Annotated in this window: 20 protein-coding genes and 1 pseudogene; 9 read left to right on the top strand and 12 right to left on the bottom strand. The window is 72.3% G+C overall.

Features of this window, described 5'->3' with window-relative positions:
* Nucleotides 1-100: 100 nt before the first annotated feature.
* Complete coding sequence (locus tag ACLB9X_RS09325) at nt 101-427, bottom strand: hypothetical protein (RefSeq protein WP_410359788.1); 327 nt, start codon at nt 425-427, stop codon at nt 101-103.
* Nucleotides 428-489: 62 nt separating this feature from the next.
* Nucleotides 490-864: a VOC family protein gene (locus tag ACLB9X_RS09320; protein WP_410359787.1), complete on the bottom strand. Its 375-nt coding sequence runs from the start codon at nt 862-864 to the stop codon at nt 490-492.
* 360 nt (nt 865-1,224) lie between these two features.
* Here ACLB9X_RS09320 and ACLB9X_RS09315 point away from each other — a divergent pair, with 360 nt between their 5' ends.
* Entirely contained in the window at nt 1,225-1,893 is a 669-nt protein-coding gene (locus ACLB9X_RS09315; protein ID WP_410359786.1) for a dienelactone hydrolase family protein, read from the top strand.
* Nucleotides 1,894-1,952: 59 nt separating this feature from the next.
* Here ACLB9X_RS09315 and ACLB9X_RS09310 read toward each other — a convergent pair whose 3' ends face one another.
* Together ACLB9X_RS09310 and ACLB9X_RS09305 are read right to left on the bottom strand one after the other, a co-directional pair.
* The gene (locus tag ACLB9X_RS09310) at nt 1,953-2,771 is read right to left on the bottom strand and encodes a transporter substrate-binding domain-containing protein (RefSeq protein WP_410359785.1); all 819 of its coding nucleotides are present in this window, start codon (nt 2,769-2,771) and stop codon (nt 1,953-1,955) included.
* Nucleotides 2,772-2,980: 209 nt separating this feature from the next.
* A complete protein-coding gene (locus ACLB9X_RS09305; protein ID WP_410359784.1) occupies nt 2,981-3,643 on the bottom strand; it encodes a type III effector protein in 663 nt (220 codons plus the stop codon).
* A gap of 124 nt (nt 3,644-3,767) precedes the next feature.
* On the opposite strand from ACLB9X_RS09305, the gene ACLB9X_RS09300 reads away from it, so the two are divergent.
* Complete coding sequence (locus ACLB9X_RS09300; RefSeq protein WP_410359783.1) at nt 3,768-4,205, top strand: Hsp20/alpha crystallin family protein; 438 nt, start codon at nt 3,768-3,770, stop codon at nt 4,203-4,205.
* Between the two features lie 121 nt (nt 4,206-4,326).
* A complete protein-coding gene (locus ACLB9X_RS09295; protein WP_410359782.1) occupies nt 4,327-4,716 on the top strand; it encodes a DUF2267 domain-containing protein in 390 nt (129 codons plus the stop codon).
* A gap of 25 nt (nt 4,717-4,741) precedes the next feature.
* On the opposite strand, the gene ACLB9X_RS09290 is transcribed toward ACLB9X_RS09295, so the two are convergent.
* From ACLB9X_RS09290 to ACLB9X_RS09280, 3 genes are all read right to left on the bottom strand, one after another.
* Nucleotides 4,742-5,461, bottom strand: coding sequence for a potassium channel family protein (locus ACLB9X_RS09290; RefSeq protein WP_410359781.1), 720 nt, complete (start codon nt 5,459-5,461; stop codon nt 4,742-4,744).
* On the bottom strand, nt 5,454-6,827 hold the full coding sequence (locus tag ACLB9X_RS09285; RefSeq protein WP_410359780.1) for a TrkH family potassium uptake protein: 1,374 nt from the start codon (nt 6,825-6,827) through the stop codon (nt 5,454-5,456). The genes ACLB9X_RS09290 and ACLB9X_RS09285 overlap by 8 nt, the downstream gene beginning before the upstream one ends.
* Before the next feature lie 171 nt (nt 6,828-6,998).
* A complete protein-coding gene (locus tag ACLB9X_RS09280) occupies nt 6,999-7,289 on the bottom strand; it encodes a DUF3040 domain-containing protein (RefSeq protein WP_410359779.1) in 291 nt (96 codons plus the stop codon).
* A gap of 198 nt (nt 7,290-7,487) precedes the next feature.
* Between ACLB9X_RS09280 and ACLB9X_RS09275 the strand changes: the two genes are divergently transcribed.
* Complete coding sequence (locus tag ACLB9X_RS09275; RefSeq protein ID WP_410359778.1) at nt 7,488-7,853, top strand: hypothetical protein; 366 nt, start codon at nt 7,488-7,490, stop codon at nt 7,851-7,853.
* Between the two features lie 821 nt (nt 7,854-8,674).
* On the top strand, nt 8,675-9,766 hold the full coding sequence (locus ACLB9X_RS09270; protein ID WP_410359777.1) for a glutamate--cysteine ligase: 1,092 nt from the start codon (nt 8,675-8,677) through the stop codon (nt 9,764-9,766).
* 12 nt (nt 9,767-9,778) lie between these two features.
* Here the strand turns inward: ACLB9X_RS09270 and ACLB9X_RS09265 are convergent, their stop codons facing one another.
* Together ACLB9X_RS09265 and ACLB9X_RS09260 are read right to left on the bottom strand one after the other, a co-directional pair.
* Entirely contained in the window at nt 9,779-10,642 is an 864-nt protein-coding gene (locus tag ACLB9X_RS09265) for a class II glutamine amidotransferase (RefSeq protein ID WP_410359776.1), read from the bottom strand.
* Between the two features lie 150 nt (nt 10,643-10,792).
* Complete coding sequence (locus ACLB9X_RS09260; protein WP_410359775.1) at nt 10,793-11,905, bottom strand: CapA family protein; 1,113 nt, start codon at nt 11,903-11,905, stop codon at nt 10,793-10,795.
* A 128-nt stretch (nt 11,906-12,033) separates the two neighbouring features.
* Here ACLB9X_RS09260 and ACLB9X_RS09255 point away from each other — a divergent pair, with 128 nt between their 5' ends.
* Nucleotides 12,034-12,681: a phosphoribosyltransferase gene (locus ACLB9X_RS09255; RefSeq protein WP_410359774.1), complete on the top strand. Its 648-nt coding sequence runs from the start codon at nt 12,034-12,036 to the stop codon at nt 12,679-12,681.
* Between the two features lie 77 nt (nt 12,682-12,758).
* Here ACLB9X_RS09255 and ACLB9X_RS09250 read toward each other — a convergent pair whose 3' ends face one another.
* Together ACLB9X_RS09250 and ACLB9X_RS09245 are read right to left on the bottom strand one after the other, a co-directional pair.
* Nucleotides 12,759-13,769 (bottom strand): NAD-dependent epimerase/dehydratase family protein, encoded by a 1,011-nt coding sequence (locus ACLB9X_RS09250; protein WP_410359773.1) that lies wholly within the window; start codon nt 13,767-13,769, stop codon nt 12,759-12,761.
* Nucleotides 13,770-13,854: 85 nt separating this feature from the next.
* Nucleotides 13,855-14,781 carry a LysR family transcriptional regulator gene (locus ACLB9X_RS09245; RefSeq protein WP_410359772.1) on the bottom strand — a complete coding sequence of 309 codons (927 nt, stop codon included), beginning with the start codon at nt 14,779-14,781 and terminating at the stop codon, nt 13,855-13,857.
* An 83-nt stretch (nt 14,782-14,864) separates the two neighbouring features.
* Here ACLB9X_RS09245 and ACLB9X_RS09240 point away from each other — a divergent pair, with 83 nt between their 5' ends.
* Nucleotides 14,865-15,782, top strand: a complete 918-nt coding sequence (locus tag ACLB9X_RS09240; RefSeq protein WP_410359771.1) for an EamA family transporter — start codon at nt 14,865-14,867, stop codon at nt 15,780-15,782.
* Between the two features lie 139 nt (nt 15,783-15,921).
* Here the strand turns inward: ACLB9X_RS09240 and ACLB9X_RS09235 are convergent.
* Nucleotides 15,922-17,146: pseudogene (locus ACLB9X_RS09235) on the bottom strand (amino acid permease); the annotation flags it as partial.
* A 288-nt stretch (nt 17,147-17,434) separates the two neighbouring features.
* Here ACLB9X_RS09235 and ACLB9X_RS09230 point away from each other — a divergent pair.
* On the top strand, nt 17,435-18,871 hold the full coding sequence (locus ACLB9X_RS09230) for an NAD-binding protein (protein WP_410359770.1): 1,437 nt from the start codon (nt 17,435-17,437) through the stop codon (nt 18,869-18,871).
* A 351-nt stretch (nt 18,872-19,222) separates the two neighbouring features.
* Complete coding sequence (locus ACLB9X_RS09225; protein ID WP_410359769.1) at nt 19,223-20,185, top strand: UDP-glucuronic acid decarboxylase family protein; 963 nt, start codon at nt 19,223-19,225, stop codon at nt 20,183-20,185.
* The last annotated feature ends 18 nt before the right edge of the window (nt 20,186-20,203 follow it).

Raw genomic sequence — 20,203 nt, 5'->3', positions numbered from 1 at the left:
GGGTGGACGAGGACGCGGGAGCGCCTCCCGGCCGTTGTTCCGGACCTCGGCCTGTCCTGCGTGCCGGGTGCTGCCGAGGTCCACCTGCGCGCACCGGGCCTCAGGACGCAGGCAGCGGAAGCGTCACCCGTCGCCCCAGGCCGAATTGCTCGGCCTCGTCGTCACTGACGACCGCGAAGGTACCCGTTGGGACTCCGGGCAGCGTGGCCACGCGCGAGGCTACCGCCAGGAGATGCCCTTCACCGGCTCCGGTGACGAAGAAGACGTAGGCATCCCCGTACTCCTCTGCGTCATCGAAGACCTCTGCGTCGCCCTGGTCTTCGAGACCGGCGAGGAAGTCCTCGACCTCCTCGATCCACGGGAACGAACAGGCGCCGTCCGGCAGGTTCGGCGTCGGCAGCAACGGCACGTGGATCTCAACAACCATGGAGGGCACGGGATCCATCCTGCCCTGAGCGTCATTGGGCGAGGGCAGTGGGCCCGATGGAGTCAGTGGAGGCAGAGGCAGAACGGATGCCCGGCCGGGTCCGCGTAGACGCGCCAGTTGGCCTCCGGGCGGAGCTGGTCCGTCCGCTCCAGCACGGTCGCACCGAGGGCGAGCGCCCGCTTCTCCTCTCCGTCGAGGTCGTCCACGTCGAAGTCCAGGTGGAGTTGCTGCGGGCGCTCCTGGCCGGGCCATTCGGGCGGTCGGTAGCCGTCCACCCGCTGGCAGGCCAGCGGCGTCCCCTCGAACCCGTGCACCTCGACCCAGTCGGGTTGCTCCGGGTCCGCGACCACCCGGCCACCGAGCAGATCCGCGTAGAACTCCGCAAGCCGTACCGGATCGGCGCAGTCCAGCGCGACCGCCTGCAGCTTTCGAATCACTTCCGACACCCCTCGCTCTTCGGCCGCTTCCGCGACGCCCTCGTACGGCAGGGGTCGTACCCGCCGCCGCGCCGGGCATGTCCGGCGGCACGCCGGACCGCCGCCGGGCTTGGGGCGTACGGACACGGGGTGCCCGTCGGCGGACAGGCAGTCGCCGCGTCACCGGTCGGCGCAGAGGAGCACGACATCGCGGGTGGGAGCGGCATACGGCCGCTGCCGCGGCATCGGGCCGGTCACGCCCGTGATCCCGTTCGCGGCCCACCGCCGTCACGGGGCCGACCGTTCCGTCCAAGCGGGCCGCATACCCCGCGGCACGCGGGCTACCCGTACCGGAAAGACAGCTGGAGGGAGACGGTGGCGGTGATCTCCAAAGCGGTTACTGTTCCTGCCGACGGTTCGGCGATCGCCGGTGACCTGGTCATTCCTCCGCAGGCCCGGGGCATCGTGCTCTTCGCCCACGGCAGCGGAAGCTCGCGGCACAGCCCGCGCAACAGAGCCGTCGCCGCGGCCCTGCGGAACGCCGGTCTCGGGACCCTGCTGATGGACCTGCTCACCGAGGAGGAGGAGCGGGTGGACGTGGTGACGGCCGAGCACCGCTTCGACATCGGCCTGCTGGCCCGGCGTCTGGTCGCCGCGGTCGACTGGCTGGGTACGCACCCGGACGCCGCCGGACTGCCCGTGGGCCTGTTCGGTGCGAGCACGGGTGCCGCGGCGGCACTCGTCGCGGCGGCGGATCGGCCCGGCCGCGTGCAGTCGGTGGTCTCGCGCGGCGGCCGCCCGGACCTGGCGGACGAGGCCCTGGGCCGGGTGCAGGCGCCGGTGCTGCTGATCGTCGGCGGCGACGACAGGGAAGTGCTGCGCATGAACCGGGACGCGGCCGAGAAGCTGCGCACGCCGCACCGGCTGCACGTGGTGCCGGGCGCCACGCACCTGTTCGAGGAGCCCGGCGCGCTGGAGGAGGTGGCCGAGGTGTCGTGCGACTGGTTCCTCCGGCCGGGCGGCTACGGATCGGAGGACGTGTGGCAATGAGACCGGGGCGCGCCGGTGGTGACGGCCGGCGCGCCCCGCCTCCCGTGCTCACGCGGGCCTCAGTCCATCCACTGCGACTCGTAGCGCGCATACGTCCCGTCATGCGTCGCCAGGTGCACGAACTGGTCCACGTACTCCAGGAATTCCTCGTCCCCGCGCGGCGTCGCGTACGCCTTCTCGGAGAAGGTGAACGGCTCGTCGGGGTGCACCGAGCACAGCTCGGGACGGATCTTCGCCTGGTACCGGGTCTCGCTCGCGTCCGTCATCATCACGTCCGCCCTGCCCTCGACGATCTCGTCGAAGATCGTCGTGTTGTCCGGGTGCACCGTGAGGGTGGCCTGCTTGATGTGGGCCCGGGCGAACTGCTCGTTCGTACCGCCCGGGTTGACGATGACCCTCGTGCCCGGTCGGTCGATCTCCTCGAGAGTCCAGTACCTGTCCTTGTCCTCGCAGCGCACGATCGGCGTCTTGCCGTCCCTGCGCGTCGGCTCGCTGAAATGGACCTGCCGGGCGCGGGGGAGCGTGATCGAGACGCCGCCGACGGCGATGTCGCACCGCCCCGCGGACAGGTCCCCGACGAGCCGCGCCCATGTGCTGTCCACGAACCGGGGCTCGGCGTCCAGGCTCTTCGCGAGATCCCGCGCCATGTCGACGTCGACCCCGCTGTACGCGCCGTCCTTCGGGTCCTTGTACGTGAACGGCCGGTAGTCGCCCGTTGTGCACACCCGCAGTACGCCGCGCTCGGGCACGGCGTCGAGAAGGCTCCGGTGCTTCTTCGGCGCCTTCGCGGGGGCGCCGGGCGCAGCGGGCGCCGACGGTGCCGCGGCCGTCACGGCCAGCAGGCAGACCAGGGCGGACAGAGTGACGACACGCTTCATTGCGGCTCCTCGGCGTGATGGGCACACGGTCGGAGTGACCACACTGGCAGATCGGCTACAGGCGGTGAAGGGGGCCGCACGCTGCGTGCGTTGGTGCCTGCCGGGCCACAGGGGGCGCTGTGCCGTGCGAGGAGGCCACCACGGGCGTGCGCCTGTGCCGTGCGAGGAGCCCCCGGGCGGCCCCGTCGGCGATGTGGTGTCCTGGTGTGTCAGGAGGTGGTGCGGCGCTGCTCGTCGCTGTCCCGGCGGAGTCGGTCGGCCTGGCTGGTGATGCCGTCGACGCGGGCGGCGAGGTCACGGTGGTCGTGCCCGAGGTGCGGGCGGGTGTCGGCCAGCGGGCCGACCAGGTTGGCGGCGTCGTTGTCCGCGAGCGCGCGGGCGAGCAGGGCGACCGGAGTGCGCGCCTGACTGGGGAGGTCGGTGAGAGCGGTGATCTGGCCCGCGAGCTGACGCAGGTCCGCCGCGTTGTCCCGGGCCCAGGCCGTCACCGAGCGGTTCGCGGCGCGGCGGTCGCGGGTGGCCTTCACGCGCTGTTCGCCGGTGGTGCCGTCGGCGCCGGGCCGCAGCCGCAGATAACGGCGCTCGGCCGCCTGCCGGCTCGTGACGCCCAGCGGCTGGGCGAGGTCGGCCCAGCTGGCGCCCGCCTCACGGGCCGCCTCGATGAGCGACGGCTCCCAGCCGGCGAGGCGGTTGCGCACCTCGCGCAGGAGCAGCAGCGCCGCGAGGGCCTGTTCCGCGCTCGTCGCGTCGGCGTCGCCGCCGTCCGACGTGTCGTGGGCGGCGCGCACGGCCTGGTCGATGACGCCGAGCGCGGAGGCGGCGGCGAGGAAGGAGGCGGGGGCGGGCCTGCTCGGCCGGTCTGCTTCGGACACGATGCTCTCCTCGATGTCACCCTTTCGATGACTTCTTCCTTGTCATCTTTTGGACGACATGCTACAACAGGAGGTAGGTGAAGCGCATTGGCACATTGCCTGGTTCGACTGGAGGTGTTTCACGATGTTGATGCGCACTGATCCCTTCCGTGAGCTCGACCGTCTCACCCAGCAGCTGCTGGGGACGTCGGGCACCTGGTCCAGGCCCTCGGCGATGCCGATGGACGCCTACCGGGAGGGTGACGAATACGTCATCGCCTTCGACCTGCCGGGCGTCACGTCCGAGGCGATCGACATCGACGTGGAGCGGCACATGCTGACGGTCAAGGCGGAGCGGCGGCCGGTCCAGAAGGCGGACGACGTGCAGATGGAGCTGTCGGAGCGCCCGCTGGGCGTCTTCTCCCGGCAGGTCATGCTCGCGGACACCCTGGACACCGAGAACATCAGGGCCGACTACGAGGCCGGTGTGCTGACGCTGCGCATCCCGATCGCCGAGCGGGCCAAGCCGCGCAAGATCGCGATCGGCAGCGCGGACACCACGCGCAAGCAGATCGGCGACTGAGACACCCTCGTCGGCAGAGCGGCGGAGGACGGGGCGAGTGATCTTCCCCTCCCCGGCCCCGCCCTCCGCTCCGTGCCGCGCGGGACGCCGTGCCGCGTCGGGAAGGGGACAGCTGGTGCACATGCGATGGGAAGCGTTCCTGGAAGCGGTGCAGGAGCGCGGTGAGTACCCCACGAGGTCCGAGGCGGAACGGGCGGCCCGTGTGGTCCTCGCACTGCTGGGCGCGCACCTGGTGGGCGAGGAGAGGAACGAACTGGCCGCCCGCCTGCCGGAGACGTACGCCCTGATCCTGCTCAATCCACTGCGCGCCGCCGAGCCGCTCGGCCCCGACCGGTTCGTCCGGGCCACGGCGGCATGGATCGACGGGGCCACCGAGGAGACGGCCACATGGGACACCAGCGCCGTCCTCAGTGTGGTGGCCGACGCGGCCGGTGACGAGCTCATGCGCCGGGTGCTGCTGCAACTCCCGCCGGGCTACGACCTGCTCTTCGGCCGGCCCCAGAGGACCTGAGCGCCTCGGGACCGGGTGCGTCTCCTCATGCGAGTTCCGTGAAGGCCTCCACCGCGTGGGTCTTGCCGGTGACGACGAGGATGTCGCCCGGCTCGACCACCGTCTCCGCCGTTGCGTACGTGAAGTCCTGCCCCGTGCGCTTGATGCCCACGACCGTGACGCCGTACTGGCTGCGCACGCGCGACCTGCCGAGCGGCATGCCGGTGGCGACGCCCGGAGCGACGGTCTTGACGAGCGCGTAGTCGTCGTCGAACTGGATGAAGTCGAGCATCCGGCCCGTGACCAGGTGGGCCACCCGCTCGCCCATGTCGTGCTCGGGCAGCACCACATGGGGGATGCCGAGCCGCTCCAGGATCTTGCCGTGCTGGCGGCTGATGGCCTTGGCCCAGATGTTGGGCACGCCGGCCTCCAGGAGGTTGGAGCTCACCAGGATGCTCGCCTCGACGTCGTTGCCGATGCCGACGACGGCGCTGGTGAACTCGTCGACCCCGAGCTGCCGCAGCGCCTCCGGGTCGGTCGAGTCTGCGACCGCGGCGTGGGTGAGGGAGTCGCTGTACCTCTGGACGAGTCGGGCGTCGCTGTCGATGCCCAGGACGTCCCAGCCCCGCCGCATGAGTTCGTTGGCCAGTGAGCTGCCGAAGCGGCCGAGGCCGATGACGGCGACGCGTTGATCGCCCGTCTGGGCTTGCGGTGCGGTCGGGCGCCTGCGGCGGCGCTTCCTCAGGAAGTGCAGGTGGTCAGCCAATGACGGGTCGCTCCTCCGGCAGTTGGTACCGACGTGTCCGTTCGCGCAGCGCGAGCGCCGAGACCAGGGTGATGGGGCCGATCCTGCCCACCAACATCAGCCCGATCAGGATCAGTTGGCCAAGGGCGGGCAGATCCGGGGTGAGTCCCGTGGAGAGCCCGGCCGTGGAGAAGGCGGCGACGACCTCGAAGAGTGCCGCGTCCAGGGACGCCCGGCTGACCGAGAGCAGTGCGAGCGTCGCCGCCATGACCAGACCCACCCCGAGCAGGGCCACCGTCAGGGCCTGGCGCAGCACGTGCGGTGCCAGGCGGCGCCCCAGGACCACGGAGTGGGGCTCGCCGCGCACCTCCGCGAGCATCGCCGCGGCCAGGACCGCGAAAGTGGTCACCTTGATGCCGCCCGCGGTCCCCGCGCTGCCGCCGCCGATGAACATCAGCACACAGGTCGTCAGCAGCGTCGCGGAGTGCAGGGCGCCCATGTCGAGGGAGTTGAACCCGGCGGTCCGGCTCATCGCCGAGTGGAAGAAGGCGTTCAGGAGCTTGTCCGCGGTGTCGTGCGGGCCCAGTGTCCGGCTGTTGGTCCACTCGAGCAGGCAGGTCAGCACCATCCCGGCGACCAGAAGGACGACCGTCGTGATGAGGGTGAGCTTGGTGTGCAGGGTCCAGTTCCGGCGGCCGGTCGTCCGTGTCCGGTGCCGGTGCCGCAGCATCTCCAGCAGGACGGGGAAGCCGATGCCGCCGAGGATCACGGCGACCGCGATCGGCAGCGTGACCCACGGGTCCTGCGCGTAGCGGGTCAGGCTGTCGGCGTGGAGTCCGAATCCGGCGTTGTTGAAGGCGGACACCGCGTGGAAGTAGCCGAGATACGCCGCCTCGCCGAACGTGGACCCGTATCCGTAGCGGAAGCGCAGCGTGAGGACCACGCTCACCACGAGCTCGACGAGGAGGGTGGTCGCCGCGACACCGACGAGCACGCGGCGAACATCACCGATGCCCAGGCTCTTCGTCTCCGCCTGCGCCGTCAGCTGCATGCGCAGGCCCAGGCGCCCGGAGACGAGCAGGGCGAGGAGGGACGCCATGGTCATGATGCCGAAGCCGCCGATCTGGAACAGTGCGAGGATCACCCCCTCGCCGAAGCCGCTCCAGTACGTCCCCGTGTCGACCACGGCGAGTCCGGTCACACAGACCGCGGAGGTCGACATGAACAGCGCGGTCAGCACGCTGGTCGCGCGACCGTCCTCCGTGGCGGCGGGCAGCATCAGCAGCAGCGTGCCCAGCACCACGACGACGGCGAACCCCAGGACGACCACGCGGGCCGGGTGGACCACGAACAAGGCCCGCAGCAGGTGTGGCGCGCGTACCGACATCTCCCGGCCCTTCCGCACATGTGACCGGACGGCCCTCGCGCCGGGCACGACGCGGGCCACCGGCTGCTCACCCTAGCGCCGGTGCCCCGCCCGAAAGGTCGGTGATGTCGGGTGTTGCACGCTGTCGACCCGGGCGGTCCCGGGTGGCCCCGCCCGCTGCCGCGGGTGCCCTTACCGCGCGGGCACGGAGACCGCCGGAGCGTGACCGATCGGCGGCGGCGTCTCACCGCTCCGGGATGCCGGCGGCGCCATGAGTACCGCGGTGAGGATCATGCCGAGCAGGGCCACCACCGCGACCACGAGAGCCACCACCCACCGCCAGTCGTGCCCGTGGGGCGGCTCGCTCCTCTCGCTTCTCACCTCGGCGAACTGCCCGTTCAGCGCGTCCATGCGGGAGGCGAGCTCCGGGTCGTCCCGGACGAGGCAGCGTTCGATCTCCGCGAGGGCGCGGCGGTCATCCATCGGGGGATTCATTCCGACCACCTGGTTCTCGGGAACGGGTAGTGGGAAGACCGGCAGGGGGTCGCTCGGCCCGGTGTGCGGGACGGGACCGCGGATGAAGCTCCAATTCCCGAGATTACCCGCGCCGCGGCCCGCCTGCCTGCGGCCGCGTCCCGCTCCGCCGAGGCAGCTGCGAGGAGAGGCGCCTATGCTCCGGCCATGCGGCAGAGCGAGGTACTCAGGCATGTGATCGGCATCCTCACCCAGGCCTCCGAATGGCAGCGCCTGCTGGAGGAGGACGTGGAACGTGTCGACATCAACGACGAGGCGGACGCCGTCACCGCCCTCCTCAACGAGACGCTGCCGAGCGTCCAGGTGCCCGCCGACGCGAGCGTCGAGGAGATCGCCGGCATCGTGGGCCGGGAGCTCGGGGAGGCGGTCCAGCAGCTCGCCGGGGCATTCACCGTCGCCTTCGTGACGTTGGCCGAGGTGCACGACTCGGGCCGGCAGGAGATCAGCTCGGCCGACGTCCTGCGGGAGCTCGCGCTGCGCGCGGAGGGATTCGACGACACGGACGAGGACTGAGCCGCCGCCCGGCCTCGTGGGCCGCGGGGCGGACGACGTCCTCCGTCGGTCGTCGTCCGCGTGAGTCCGTAGCCGGATGTAGCGACCAGCGCCGCCGCCGGGGAGCCCCCCGCCGTGCGTTGCTGGCCGGATGCCGCGGGCCGCGTCGTCGGCTGTGCGGATGCCTCCGTCGGGCGGGTTCGGCAGGCGTCCCCGGCCGGGCGTTTCGGACCGGCGCTATCGGCTGGCGCACGCCTCCACCGGTCGTCGGCCGCCATGCGTACCCGGCGGGATGCCCGCGTCCTGCGTCGCCGGCTGGGCGGAGGCCTCCGTCGCGCGAGTTCCGGCATGCTTCCGGCCGGGCGTTTTCGGACCGGCGCTATCGGCTGGCACAGGCCTCCACCGGTCGTCGGCCGCCATGCGTTCCCGGCCGGATGCCCGCCTCCTGCGTCGCCCGCTGGGCGGAGGCCTCCGCCGGGAGCCGGCCGCCGTGCGTCCGTGGCCGGACGTCGTCGCCCGCGGCGTCGGCTGGGCGGACGCCTTTCTCGGGCGTGCTCCCACACGTCCCTGCGGGGACGTCCGTGCGGGGCGGCCGTTCCGGCGGAGGGCCATCGTCGGGTGCCGGCGCGGCCGGCGGTCCGAACGGCGGCGGACCGGCCACGGCGCTCGGCGCGCCGAACAGCGGCGGACCGGCCACGGTCCGTACGGCACCCGGGCCATGGGTATCAGGCGCGATTTTGAGGGCAAGGGGATTACACCGGATACGCCGCGGCGAGGGCGGCGCGGCCCCGTGCCGCTCCGGGCGGCGGGTCGAGTGCCGGCCTGCCAGAAGGGCAGCGATCGTGCGCAGTGTCGGAGTCGAGGAGGAACTCCTGCTCGTGGACGCCGCCTCCGGCGAACCGCGGGCGCTTTCGCAAGCCGTGCTCGCGGCCGGCGCCCACTCGGCGGCAGGCGAGAAGGACGCCTTCGTGGCGGAGCTGCAGCGTCAGCAGCTCGAATTCGCCACCAGACCGCAGACGGACATGGGGGCTCTGGCGCACGAGATCACCCGGTGGCGCGCCGAGGCCATGCGCCGGGCGGAGAAACTCGGGGCGGGCGTCGCCGCCCTGGCGACCTCCCCGCTCCCCGTCGACCCCGTCATCGCGGCGGGGGAGCGGTACCGGTGGATGCAGGAGCAGTACGGGCTCACCGCCCAGGAGCAGCTCACCTGCGGCTGCCACGTGCACGTGTCGGTGGACTCCGACGAGGAGGGCGTCGCCGTCCTGGACCGGATCCGGCCGTGGCTGTCCGTCCTGCTCGCGCTGAGCGCCAACTCCCCGTTCTGGCAGGGGCGGGACAGCGGCTACAGCAGTTACCGCAGCCGGGTGTGGGGACGCTGGCCGTCCGCCGGGCCCGTGGAGATCTTCGGGTCCGCGGACCGCTACCACGAGCACGTGGCGGCCCTGGTCGGCACCGGGGTGCTGCGCGACCTGGGGATGATCTACTTCGACGCCCGGCTCTCGCGCAACTACCCCACCGTCGAGGTCCGCGTCGCGGACGTGTGCCTCGACCCCGCCGCGACGGTGCTGGTGGCCACGCTCGTACGGGGGCTCGTGGAGACCGCGGCACGCGAGTGGCAGGCCGGGCTGCCGCCCAGCCGTCAGGGCGTGGGCCTGCTCCGGCTCGCCGCGTGGAGGGCCGGCCGTTCCGGGCTGGAGGAACAGCTGGTCCACCCGGCCACCATGCGCCCGGCCCCGGCCGAGACGGTGGTCCACGCGCTGTTCGACCATGTGCGCGACGCCCTGGAGGACACCGGCGACCTGCTGCACGCGCAGGACACCCTGGCCGCCGTGCTCAAGAACGGCACCGGAGCACAGGCCCAACGGGAGATGCTGGCCCGCACCGGGAGCCTGCGGAAGACGGTCGCCGAATGCGTACGCCGGACCTGTGCGTGACGCGCCCCGCGGTCACCGCAGGGCACGGTCGGCGGACGGGCCGCCGTTCGGGAGCGGGACGAACGGCTGCATGAAGTCCGGGCCGCCGCGCACGAGGCCGTAACTCGACTCGGGGACCTTGTTCCACGCGCCGGGCAGACCGCTGAGCGGCTCGGACACCACGAGACGCGTCTCGTCGGACAGCCCCTCCAGGAACTCCAGATCCGGGTGCAGCGCCCGCAGCGTCTCCACCTCGGCGCTGTAGTACAGGGACCGCGACCGGCGCTCGCTGGAGTAGCGGAAGGCCCACAGGTTCTCCCCGTCGGTGACGGCCACCGTCATCTGGAGCGGGAAGTCCACGCCGTGCCGGTGGCCGAGGCTCTCCACGTGCCCCGCCATCCGCGCGACGGCGGCCGGCGGATCCTGGTCCAGGCCGAAGGTGAGCGCCAGGAAGAACATGACCTCCGAGTCGGTCGACCCCTCGATGTCGGCGAACAACGACGGGTCGATGAGGAGGCACAGGTCCCGGCGCAGCCGGTGGAAGTCGGTGATCGCGCCGTTGTGCATCCACAGCCAGCGCCCGTGCCGGAAGGGGTGGCAGTTCGTCTGCTGGATGGCCGAGCCGGTGGACGCCCGGATGTGCGCGAAGAACAGGTGCGAGCGGACGTGCGCGGAGATCTCGCGCAGATTGCGGTTGTTCCACGCGGGGCCGGTGTCACGGACCACGGCCGGGGTGTCGATGCCCGGGGTGTACCAGCCGATGCCGAAGCCGTCGCCGTTCGTCGTCTCGACGCCCATCTTGGAGTGCAGGCTCTGGTCGATCAGGGAGTGGGCGGGGCGGTACAGAAGGGAGTCGAGGAGCACCGGGGTTCCCGAGTAGGCAAGCCATCGGCACATCTGAGCCCTTCCCCTCTCCGTCCCCGGAACGCGGGACTCGCTTCGCTTCGGGCGTCCTGGCGCGACCGGAGCCCGTGGGCAGGCAGCTCCATCATCACGCGTCGCGATGGGTGATCGCCATGCGGGACCGCGGCGCGACGCAGCGTGCTCTCAGGACGGCCGGACCGTGATCGAACCGTCCTGCTCGGCCCGCATGCGGGTGCCCAGGCCGTCGCCGATCCGGCTCAGGACCTCGTACACAGCGCGGCAGTCGGCCTGCGAGGCGTGCGTCAGCCGCATCTGCCGTGCCTGCAGGGGCGTGACGCGCAGCTCGTGGAGGCTGCCGGTGCCCGACTCGACGGAGGCGACGAGGAGCAGCCGCAGATCGTCGCGGTACCGCTCGTAGCCGGTGATGCCCTCGTAGTCGTTGATCAGGTCGCCGCAGCCGTAGAGGACGAGCCTGCCGCGGTACACCTCGACGGGCCGGGGATGGTGCGAGGAGTGCCCGTGCACGACGTCAGCGCCTCCGTCGACGAGCGCGTGGGCGAAGCGGATCTGCTCGCGGGGGACGCGGTAGCCCCAGTTGGAGCCCATGTGGACGGACACGACCGTCACGTCGCCCGGTCGTTTCACCCGGCGCAGCAGGGCCGTCACGTCCGCCGCGACGGCAGGGGAGGGCCCGGCCGCGAAGTGGACCCCGCTGCGCCGAGGAGTCGCGGCCCAGCTCGGCGGGACACCGCTGCACTCCAGGCCGAGGGAGACCACGAGCACCCGGCCGCCGCCGGGCACGGGGACGACCGCACACCGCCGGGCGCCCTCCAGGTCCCGTCCGGCGCCGGCCGTGCGCAGGCCGGCGGCCGCCAGGCTCGCGAGCGTCTCCTCGAGTCCGAGGCGGCCGTAGTCCAGGACGTGGTTGTTGGCGAGGGCGCACACATCGGGACGGGCGGCCGACAGGCTGGGCAGATTGGCGGGGTGCATCCGGTAGAGGACGGCCTTGCCGAAGGCGGCGTCGCCGCTGCGGGTCACGGAGGTCTCGAGGTTCACCAGCCGTACGTCGGGCGCGGCGGCGTCGAGCACCGGCAGCGCGTCGCCCCAGGGCCAGGAGAACGGGACCGGGCGGGGAATCGCACCGTTCACCGCCTCGGCCAGCTCGACGTAGCCGCGCGCGTCCCGCACGTACGGCTCGCACAGGGCCGGATCACCGGGGTGCGGAAGGATCTGGTCGACGCCGCGGCCGAGCATCACGTCGCCGCTGAGGAACAGGGTGACGAGGTCACCGTCCATGACCTCCACGGTAGCCCGCCCGTCCCGGCGCCATCGGGGTGGCGGGCCGTCCTCCGGCGGCGGTGAGCCACGTACCGGACGAGAATGGCAAGGGGGTCGGCCGCTGCCACGGAACGAGGAGGCCGATCGTGTTCTTCGTGGATCGCCTCGACGCGGGACGCCGACTGGCCGCCCGGATGCGGGGCTTCGAATGGGACGCACCGGTGGTGCTGGGACTGCCCAGGGGAGGGATCCCCGTCGCGGCGGAGGTGGCCCGGGAGCTGAACGCGCCGCTGGACGTGTGCCTCGTGCGCAAGCTGGGAGTGCCGTACCAGCCGGAGCTCGGCATGGGCGCGCTCGGTGAAGGCGGCGTCCGTGTCGTCAACGACGACGTGGTCCGGGGCGCCCGCGTCACCCCGGAGGAACTGGAGCAGGTCGAGGCGCACGAGCGGGCGGTGCTCGAGGAACGTGCCCGGCGCTACCGCGGGCACCGGCCCCCGCTGCCGGTCGAGGGCCGCACCGTCGTGCTCGTCGACGACGGAGTCGCCACGGGGTCGACCGCACGGGCCGCGTGCCGGATCGCCCGCGCCAGGGGAGCCGCCCGGATCGTACTGGCGGTCCCGGTGGCGCCGGAGGACTGGACGGTGCGGCTCGGCGACGAGGCGGACGACCTGGTCTGCCTGGACACCCCGCGCCAGTTCTTCGCGATCGGCCAGTTCTACGCCGACTTCGCGCAGACCGACGACAGCGAAGTCGTGCGCTGCCTGGAGGAGGCAGCCGACCGCATGGCCGGCTAGGCACGGCCGGCCCGCGGCCCCGCCTCAGGCACGGAAGGGTCGGCAGCACGCGCGGAAGGGCCGGGAGCGTCGACTCCTCAGTCCTGCGCCGGGGCTCCCATGTCCTGCAGAGCGTCCAGGAGTTCGCGTTCGCGCGCGGCGCTCAGACCGGCGCGCCTGGTCCGGTCCAGGCCCTGCGCCCGTTCCCACACGAGGGTGTCGGTGAGCAGCTCCTCGCGGTCACGGTGCCGCAGTCCCGCGGCCCGGGCGGCGGACCCGCTGCGGGCCGAGAAGCCCTCCCAGCCCGGTTCGTCCAGCCACATCGCCAGCGACTCGGGCCCCATGAACTGCGCCACCTCACGCTCGCGCAGCCACGCCGGCGCGGCGGCGACGACCGGGCCGGTGTGCCCGCCGACAGCACGGCACAGCTCCAGCCACCGCGCGAACGGCACCACCGGCCCCACCGCGTCGTACGTCCCCGTCGTCCGCGCCTGCGCGGCGTCCAGTAGCCACGACGCCAGATCCCGGACGTCGACCACCTGGGTCGGCGACGCCGGGTCGTCGGGAACGAGCATGGCTCCGAGCGGATCCCGCGCGGCGCGGGCCACCCAGTATCCGGAGCGGCCGCTGGGATCACCGGGCCCGCCGATCAGGCCGGCCCGTGCGATCAGCAGCCGGTCTCCCGCAGCGGCCAGCGACGCCTGCTCGCAGGCGACCTTCGCCTGCCCGTACCCCTCGCGATCGGCCCGGCCGGCTTCCGCCGCGTCCAGCAGCTTTGTGGACTCGTCCGCGCCGGGCACGGCATGGGACGCGTAGGCGCTGACCGACGAGACGTACGTCCAGTGGCCCGCCCGGTCCGCCGGCGCCGACAGCGCCTCGCGGACGAACCCCGGCTGCCACGAGACCTCCACGACGGCGTCCCACCTGCGCTCGTGCAGCGGTGCGTACGCGTCGGGGTCCTCACGGTCGGCCGTCACCAGCTCCGCACCCTCGGCCACGGAGCCGCTCTCCCCGCGGGCCAGACACGTCACCCGGTGGCCCCGTGCCACGGCCTGCCGCGAGACCTCCCGCCCCAGCCACGCCGTACCGCCCAGAATCAGGATCTCCATGCGGTCACCCCAGCATGTGCGGCGGCAGCGGTCCCGGAAATCCGCTGTCGGCGGAAGACGGCTCCCGGCCGGTCCGCCCAGGGGTTTACGTACGACCCTCGATGATCGTCGATGCGAGGGCCGCGATGGGCGGCCACGACCACTGGCCGACGCGTGCCAGCAGAAAACTGCGGCGTAGGCCGGCGACCGGGTCCAGGGGGCGGAAGGCCACGTCCGTACGGTGCCGTTCGATGCCCGAGCTCGCGAGCAGAGCCACCCCCAGCCCGGCTCCCACAAGGCTGTTGACCAGGCTGAGACTGTCCACCCGGTGCGCGATGCGGGGGACGAAGCCGGCGATCGCGCAGACGCGCTGCACCAGCTCGTCGTCGTCCGTGCCGCGCGAGTTGGCGATCCAGCCGGTGTCCGCGAACGCGGGCAGGTCCGCCACGGCGACCGGCCGGTCCGCGTCGGGGTGGCCGGCGGGAACGGCCAGGTACAGGGACTGCTCCTCGAACTGCCGGGCGCTCAGCTCCGGCGGCACCGTCCGCGGCACCAGGCTGTAGTCGTAGACCACGCCCAGATCGGCGCCGCCCGAGCGCAGCAGCCGTGCCGTGTGCTCCGGTTCGTGCTCGTGCACCTCCACCACGACCCGCGGATGCTGCTCGCGCAGCCGGGCCAGTGCGGGCAGGACCACCGGTTCGACCGCCGTGAAGAAGCTCGCCAGGCGGACCCGGCCCACCGGGTCCGCCGTGCCCCGCAGCTCGGACTGCGCCTCCTCCACCGCCGCGAGGATGCCCACGGCGTGCTCGACCAGACGCTCGCCGGCGGGCGTGAGCTGGACGCGGCGGCCGTCCGGTGTCAGCAGCCGCACGCCGACCTCCTGCTCCAGCACCGCCAGGTGCTTGGAGACGGCCGACGTCCCGTAGCCGGTACTGGCCGCGACGGCGGCCATGGTGCCGAGCCGGTGCAGCTCGACCAGCAGCCTCAGCCGGCCCAGGTCGGGGAGTCGTTCCATGTCGTCCGTGATGGCCATCCGCCGATTGTCCATGAAAGGTGGCCGGTCGGTCCACCTTCGGCCAGTGGACAGAAACATACGGATGCCGGTGCAATGACCCGGTGACCGCCACCTCCGACATGACCTCCACAAGCCTGCCGACCGCCGGCTCCACGACCGCCCCGGCTCCCGGCCGCCGCATGATGCCCGGCCCGGCCCTCGTCCTCGTCGCCATGCTCCTGCTCCACACCGGCAGTGCCCTGGCGACCGAGCTGTTCCACTCCCTCGGCCCGGCGGGCACCACCTGGCTGCGCCTCACGTTCGCGGCGGTGCTCCTGCTCCTGGTCACCGGAAGGTCCCTGTGGCGGACGCTGCGCACCGTGCCGCGGCGCGATCTGCTGGCCACCGGCCTCCTCGGCGTCGTCAGCGCCGGAATGATGCTGCTGTTCTCCGAAGCCGCTGCCCGTCTGCCGCTCGGCACCGCCACGGCGCTGGAGTTCCTCGGCCCGCTGACCGTGGCCGTGTTCGCGTCCCACCGGGCCAGGGAGCTGGCGTGGCTGGGGCTCGCGGCGGCCGGTGTCGTCCTGCTCACCTCGCCCTGGACCGGCACCACGAGCCTGATCGGCGTCCTGTTCGGCCTGGGGTCGGCCGCCTGCTGGGCGCTCTACGTCGTCGGCACCGCGCACGTCGGCAGCCGCCTGTCCGCACCGCACGCGCTGACCGTCTCCCTCGCCGTCGCAGCCGTCGCCGCCGCACCCTTCGGCGCGCCGGGCGCTCTCGGCGCGCTGACCTGGCAGACGGCCGCCGCCGCGGCGGGCATCGCCGTCCTCATGCCCCTGCTGCCCTTCCTGCTGGAGATGAAGGCACTGCAGCGCATCGGCAAGACCACGTACGGCACGCTGGCCGGTCTGGAACCGGCCGTCAGCCTGCTGGCGGCCATGGTCCTCATCTCCCAGACCCCCGCCGTGCTGCAGGTAGCCGGCACGGTCCTGGTGGTCGCGGCGGGCATCGGCGCCACACGCGCCGAGTCCCGCCGCTGACCCGCCGGGCACACCGTCGCCTCCTGGCTCTGCCCGACCCGGGCCATGCCGGCGCGCCGGCGACCCGAAGGTCTGTTGGAGCTGAACTCGCCCCGGACGCGGGGCCGTGGGCCGGCGCCCACGGTCCCGCGCCCGACCGCTACCGGAGCCGCGCCCTGTCCCGGACGACGCCGACGGCGACGACGAACGCGGCGGCGAGGAGGGACAGCACGACCTGCCGGCGGCCGGAGTCGTCGAACAGCATGTAGACGAGCACGAAGGAGATCATGCCGATGGTGGCCCAGGTCAGGTAGGGGAAGAGCCACATCCGTACGACGAGCCTGTCCGGCGCCTCGCGCAGGATGATGCCGCGCATCCGCAGCTGGGTGAAACAGATGACCAGCCAGACGAACAGGGCGACGGCACCCGAGGCGTTGAGCAGGAACTCGAAGACCGTGTCCGGCCACTTGTAGTTGAAGAACACGGCGAGGACCGAACGCGACCGAGGAGAGGATCGCGGCCATCGGGACACCGCGCGCGTTGGTGCGGGCGAACGACGCGGGGGCGTCACCGCGCTGTCCGAGCGAGAAGGCCATGCGGGAGGCGGTGTAGAGGCCCGAGTTGAGGCAGGACAGCACGGCGGTCAGGATGATCACGTTCATGATCTGGCCGGCGTGCGGGATGCCGATGGAGTCGAGGGCCGCGACGTACGAGCCGTCCTCCACGATCGACTTGTCGTTCCACGGCAGCAGGGTGAGCACGACGAAGATCGAGCCGAGGTAGAAGACCGCGACCCGCCAGATCACGCTGTTGGTGGCCTTGGAGACGGCACGCTGGGGGTCGGCGGACTCGCCCGCGGCCAGGGTCACGATCTCGCTGCCCATGAACGAGAAGACGACCATCAGGATGCCGGTGAGGATCGCGCCGTAGCCGTTGGGGAAGAAGCCCCCGGCATCGGTGAGGTGGGCGAGTCCGGCACTCGGGTTGTCGGAGCCGGGCAGCAGTCCGAACACGGCGAGACCACCGACGACCACGAACGCGCCGATCGCGACGACCTTGATGCCTGCGAACCAGAACTCGAACTCGCCGTAGGAGCCCACCGAGACGAAGTTGGTGGCGGTCAGGACGACCATGACGATCAGCGCCCAGCCCCATTGCGGGACGGCGGGCACCCAGCCTTCGAGGATCTCGGCGGCGATGGTCGCCTCGACGGCGAGCACCACTACCCAGAAGAACCAGTACAGCCACCCGATCGAGAAGTCCGCCCAGCGGCCGAGCGCCCGGTCCGCGTAGGCGGAGAAGGAGCCCGAGCTGGGGTCGGCCGCGGCCATCTCGCCCAGCATCCGCATCACGAGGACGACCATCAGGCCCACGAGGGCGTACGAGGATTTCCCGTTCCGCATCGCGAAACCTCCCGCGCATTGAGCATCTGTCTGACCAGGACGCGGGAGGGTGTGACATTTGTCTGTGGTGTGGCCCGCGGCGCGCCTCCTACCGTCGGGAGACACATCGAACGACGCGTCAGGGCGACCCCCGCGCTCGTCATCCGCCGTGCGGCGCCTCTATCGGAGGTCGCTCCCCGCCCTGTTCACCGGGGGCCGCCCCTCGGCGTACTGCCGCGACCCGATCCGTTGGTCCGTGCGGCTGGTCCCCCTGAGATTTCGACCCGATCGATGACTGCAACCACCGCCTTTGAAGCCTTGCGCACCGGTGACGTCGAGCAGCGGCGCACACCCCACACGACCGGATCCCCGCTTCCCGAGAGCGAACCCGGTCGGCGTTTCGTCGTGATCGGCAGCGACGTGGCGCGCAAGGTGTGCGGCTCGCTGCAAGCGGCCGGACACGACGTGCACCACCTCACCCAGCCCACGGACGACGATCTCCGCCGCGCCCTGAAGGAGGAGGTGGCGGGTGTCGCGATCCTGCTGGACGACGACGTCGAGTCCCTGCGCTACGCACTCGCCGTCGAACACATCCGCCCCCACGTCAAGCTGGTCGTCACCGTCTTCGACCGGACCGTCGCCGAGCAACTCGTACGTGTGGTCCCCAATTGCGAGGTGACCTCGCCGGCCGACGTCGCGGCGCCGGTCCTGCTGGCGGCCTGTCTCCAGCCCGGCCTCCTGGCCCTCACCCGTACGCCCTCCGGACACGCCGGGGCGCGCTGGGCAGGGGACGGCGTACGGCTGGAGCCGTACCGGCCGCCGCGGTCGCTGCGGTACCGGGCCCTGCTCGGCAAGGTCCGGGGCCAACTGCGGCCGCACGACGGCAGTTCGCGCATCATGCTGACGGGCCTCGCCGGCCTGCTCGCCGTGCTGCTGTCGGACTGGGCCTGGCTGGTGGCCCTGCACCACCGCCCACCGGTCGAGGCGCTCTTCGAGGCGACGCGCACGGTGTCCACCGTCGGGCCCGTGTCGGTGCACGGCGCGGGTGTCGCGTACCCCGCGTTCGCCATCGTCGCGATGCTCGTCACCATGGTGTTCACCGCCGTCTTCACCGCGGGCATGATCGACCGCCTGCTCGCCCCGCGCTCCGTCGGCATCGTGGGGCCGCGGGCCCTGCCACGGGCCGGGCACGTCGTCGTCGTGGGGCTCGGACAGGTGGGGCTGCGGCTGTGCACCCGGCTGCAGGCCCTCGGCATCGGTGTGGTCGCGGTCGAGCGGGACCCGGCGGCCCCGAACCTGCGTCTGGCGAGAGCGATGGGCCTGCCCGTCGTCGTGGCCGACGCGAAGGACAGGTTCGTCCTGCGCAGACTGGGCCTGCACAAGGCGCAGGCGATGGCGGCGGTGGCGTCTGACGACCTGGACAACATCGCGGTGAGCGTGGCGGCGCTGGCGGTCGCGCCCGAGCTGCGGGTCGTGATGCGCGCGGGTGACCACGAGGCGATCGCGGAGACCCGCTCGCTCTTCAAGATCGGTATGGTCCACGACCTCGGCAGCCTGAGCGCCGCGTACACGACCGCGAGCCTGACCGGGCTCGGCCCGCGAGGGGTGCTCGCCCACGACGGACGGCTGCTGGTGGAACGCGCCGACGGCCACTTCACGCCCTGGCCCCACCCGGACCGCTGCGCCCACCCCCAGGACCACGGCCCCCGGCCCACGACGGCCACGTGAGCCCCGGCCCGGCCCGTGGTGGGCCTCCCGCGCGCGGCTCGACCGGCCCCTGTCTGTCCCAGGGCCGACTGGATCGACGTTTCGTGGATACCCGGAGGCAGTAGCGCACGATCGGCAGCCTGTGACCGGCCACGACACGGTGAGGGACCAGCGCGATTCAACTCTTCGTCCGGCATGCCTTCACGCACCGTAATTCACTCGAATGCCTCGTTGTCGTGCCGTCCGCGGCGTCGCCCGGCAGGGTGATCGCAGGTCTCGCGACCGGCCCATCCGCCGGTCAGGGGCCCCGCGCCCGTCGGCGCGCCGACGACGTTCGACGGCAATCGCCGCCCATGCCAGAGGGAGACGGACATGACCAACGCTTTCTCGCCCACCTGGGAGCACGCCGTCGTCACCGGCGGCGCGGGTTTTGTCGGTTCGCACCTGTGCGCGGCGCTGCTGGCCCAAGGCGCCGACGTGACGTGCGTGGACGACTTCAGCACGGGACGGCCCGAGAACATATCCGGGCTCCGTGACCACCCCGGATTCCGGCTGGTGCAGGCCAACGTCTCGGAGCCGCTCACCGTCGACCGCCCGCCCGACCTCGTCCTGCACTTCGCGTCCCCCGCGTCCCCCGCCGACTACCTGCGGCTGCCCCTGCACACGCTGGAGACCGGCAGCCTCGGTACGCGCAACGCGCTCGCTCTCGCCCGCGACGCCGGCGCGCGGTTCGTTCTCGCCTCCACCTCAGAGGTCTACGGCGACCCCCAGCAGCACCCGCAGAACGAGCGGTACTGGGGCAACGTCAACCCCGTCGGCCCGCGCAGCGTGTACGACGAGGCCAAGCGCTTCGGCGAGGCCCTCACCACCGCCGAGAACGATGCCCACGGCGTCGACACCGCGATCGTGCGGCTGTTCAACACCTACGGCCCCCGCATGCGCGGCTACGACGGCCGCGCCGTGCCGACGTTCGTCCGGCAGGCACTCACGGGCCGGCCGCTCACCGTGACCGGTGACGGACTCCAGACCCGCTCCCTGTGCTACGTCGACGACACCGTGCGCGGCATCCTCTCGGCGGCCGCACACGGCATGCGCGGCCCCGTCAACATCGGCAACCCCGCCGAGATCACCATGCTCGAACTGGCCCGCCTGGTCATCCGGTTGACGGACTCGAGCTCGGAGATCCGCTTCATCGAACGGCCGACGGACGACCCCGCCGTACGCTGCCCGGACATCACCCTCGCCCGCGACAAGCTCCAGTGGGAGCCGCGCGTCGCCGCCGAGGAGGGCCTGCGGCGCACCATCGCCTGGTTCCGCGCCCACACGGACAGTTGATCCGGCCGAGCCCCTCCG

The sequence above is a fragment of the Streptomyces sp. 5K101 genome (genome assembly GCF_046506645.1).
Lineage (GTDB): Bacteria > Actinomycetota > Actinomycetes > Streptomycetales > Streptomycetaceae > Streptomyces.
Note: the sequence above shows the minus strand (reverse complement) of the source record. Positions and strands in the feature narration are given on the sequence as shown.

Bases quoted from the DNA above. Each gene is read 5' to 3' on its own strand.
- ACLB9X_RS09325 (WP_410359788.1), bottom strand. From the start codon at position 427: ATGGTTGTTGAGATCCACGTGCCGTTGCTGCCGACGCCGAACCTGCCG.
- ACLB9X_RS09310 (WP_410359785.1), bottom strand. From the start codon at position 2,771: ATGAAGCGTGTCGTCACTCTGTCCGCCCTGGTCTGCCTGCTGGCCGTG.
- ACLB9X_RS09300 (WP_410359783.1), top strand. From the start codon at position 3,768: ATGTTGATGCGCACTGATCCCTTCCGTGAGCTCGACCGTCTCACCCAG.
- ACLB9X_RS09295 (WP_410359782.1), top strand. From the start codon at position 4,327: ATGCGATGGGAAGCGTTCCTGGAAGCGGTGCAGGAGCGCGGTGAGTAC.
- ACLB9X_RS09285 (WP_410359780.1), bottom strand. From the start codon at position 6,827: ATGTCGGTACGCGCGCCACACCTGCTGCGGGCCTTGTTCGTGGTCCAC.
- ACLB9X_RS09280 (WP_410359779.1), bottom strand. From the start codon at position 7,289: ATGGATGACCGCCGCGCCCTCGCGGAGATCGAACGCTGCCTCGTCCGG.
- ACLB9X_RS09275 (WP_410359778.1), top strand. From the start codon at position 7,488: ATGCGGCAGAGCGAGGTACTCAGGCATGTGATCGGCATCCTCACCCAG.
- ACLB9X_RS09265 (WP_410359776.1), bottom strand. From the start codon at position 10,642: ATGTGCCGATGGCTTGCCTACTCGGGAACCCCGGTGCTCCTCGACTCC.
- ACLB9X_RS09260 (WP_410359775.1), bottom strand. From the start codon at position 11,905: ATGGACGGTGACCTCGTCACCCTGTTCCTCAGCGGCGACGTGATGCTC.
- ACLB9X_RS09250 (WP_410359773.1), bottom strand. From the start codon at position 13,769: ATGGAGATCCTGATTCTGGGCGGTACGGCGTGGCTGGGGCGGGAGGTC.
- ACLB9X_RS09245 (WP_410359772.1), bottom strand. From the start codon at position 14,781: ATGGCCATCACGGACGACATGGAACGACTCCCCGACCTGGGCCGGCTG.
- ACLB9X_RS09230 (WP_410359770.1), top strand. From the start codon at position 17,435: ATGACTGCAACCACCGCCTTTGAAGCCTTGCGCACCGGTGACGTCGAG.
- ACLB9X_RS09225 (WP_410359769.1), top strand. From the start codon at position 19,223: ATGACCAACGCTTTCTCGCCCACCTGGGAGCACGCCGTCGTCACCGGC.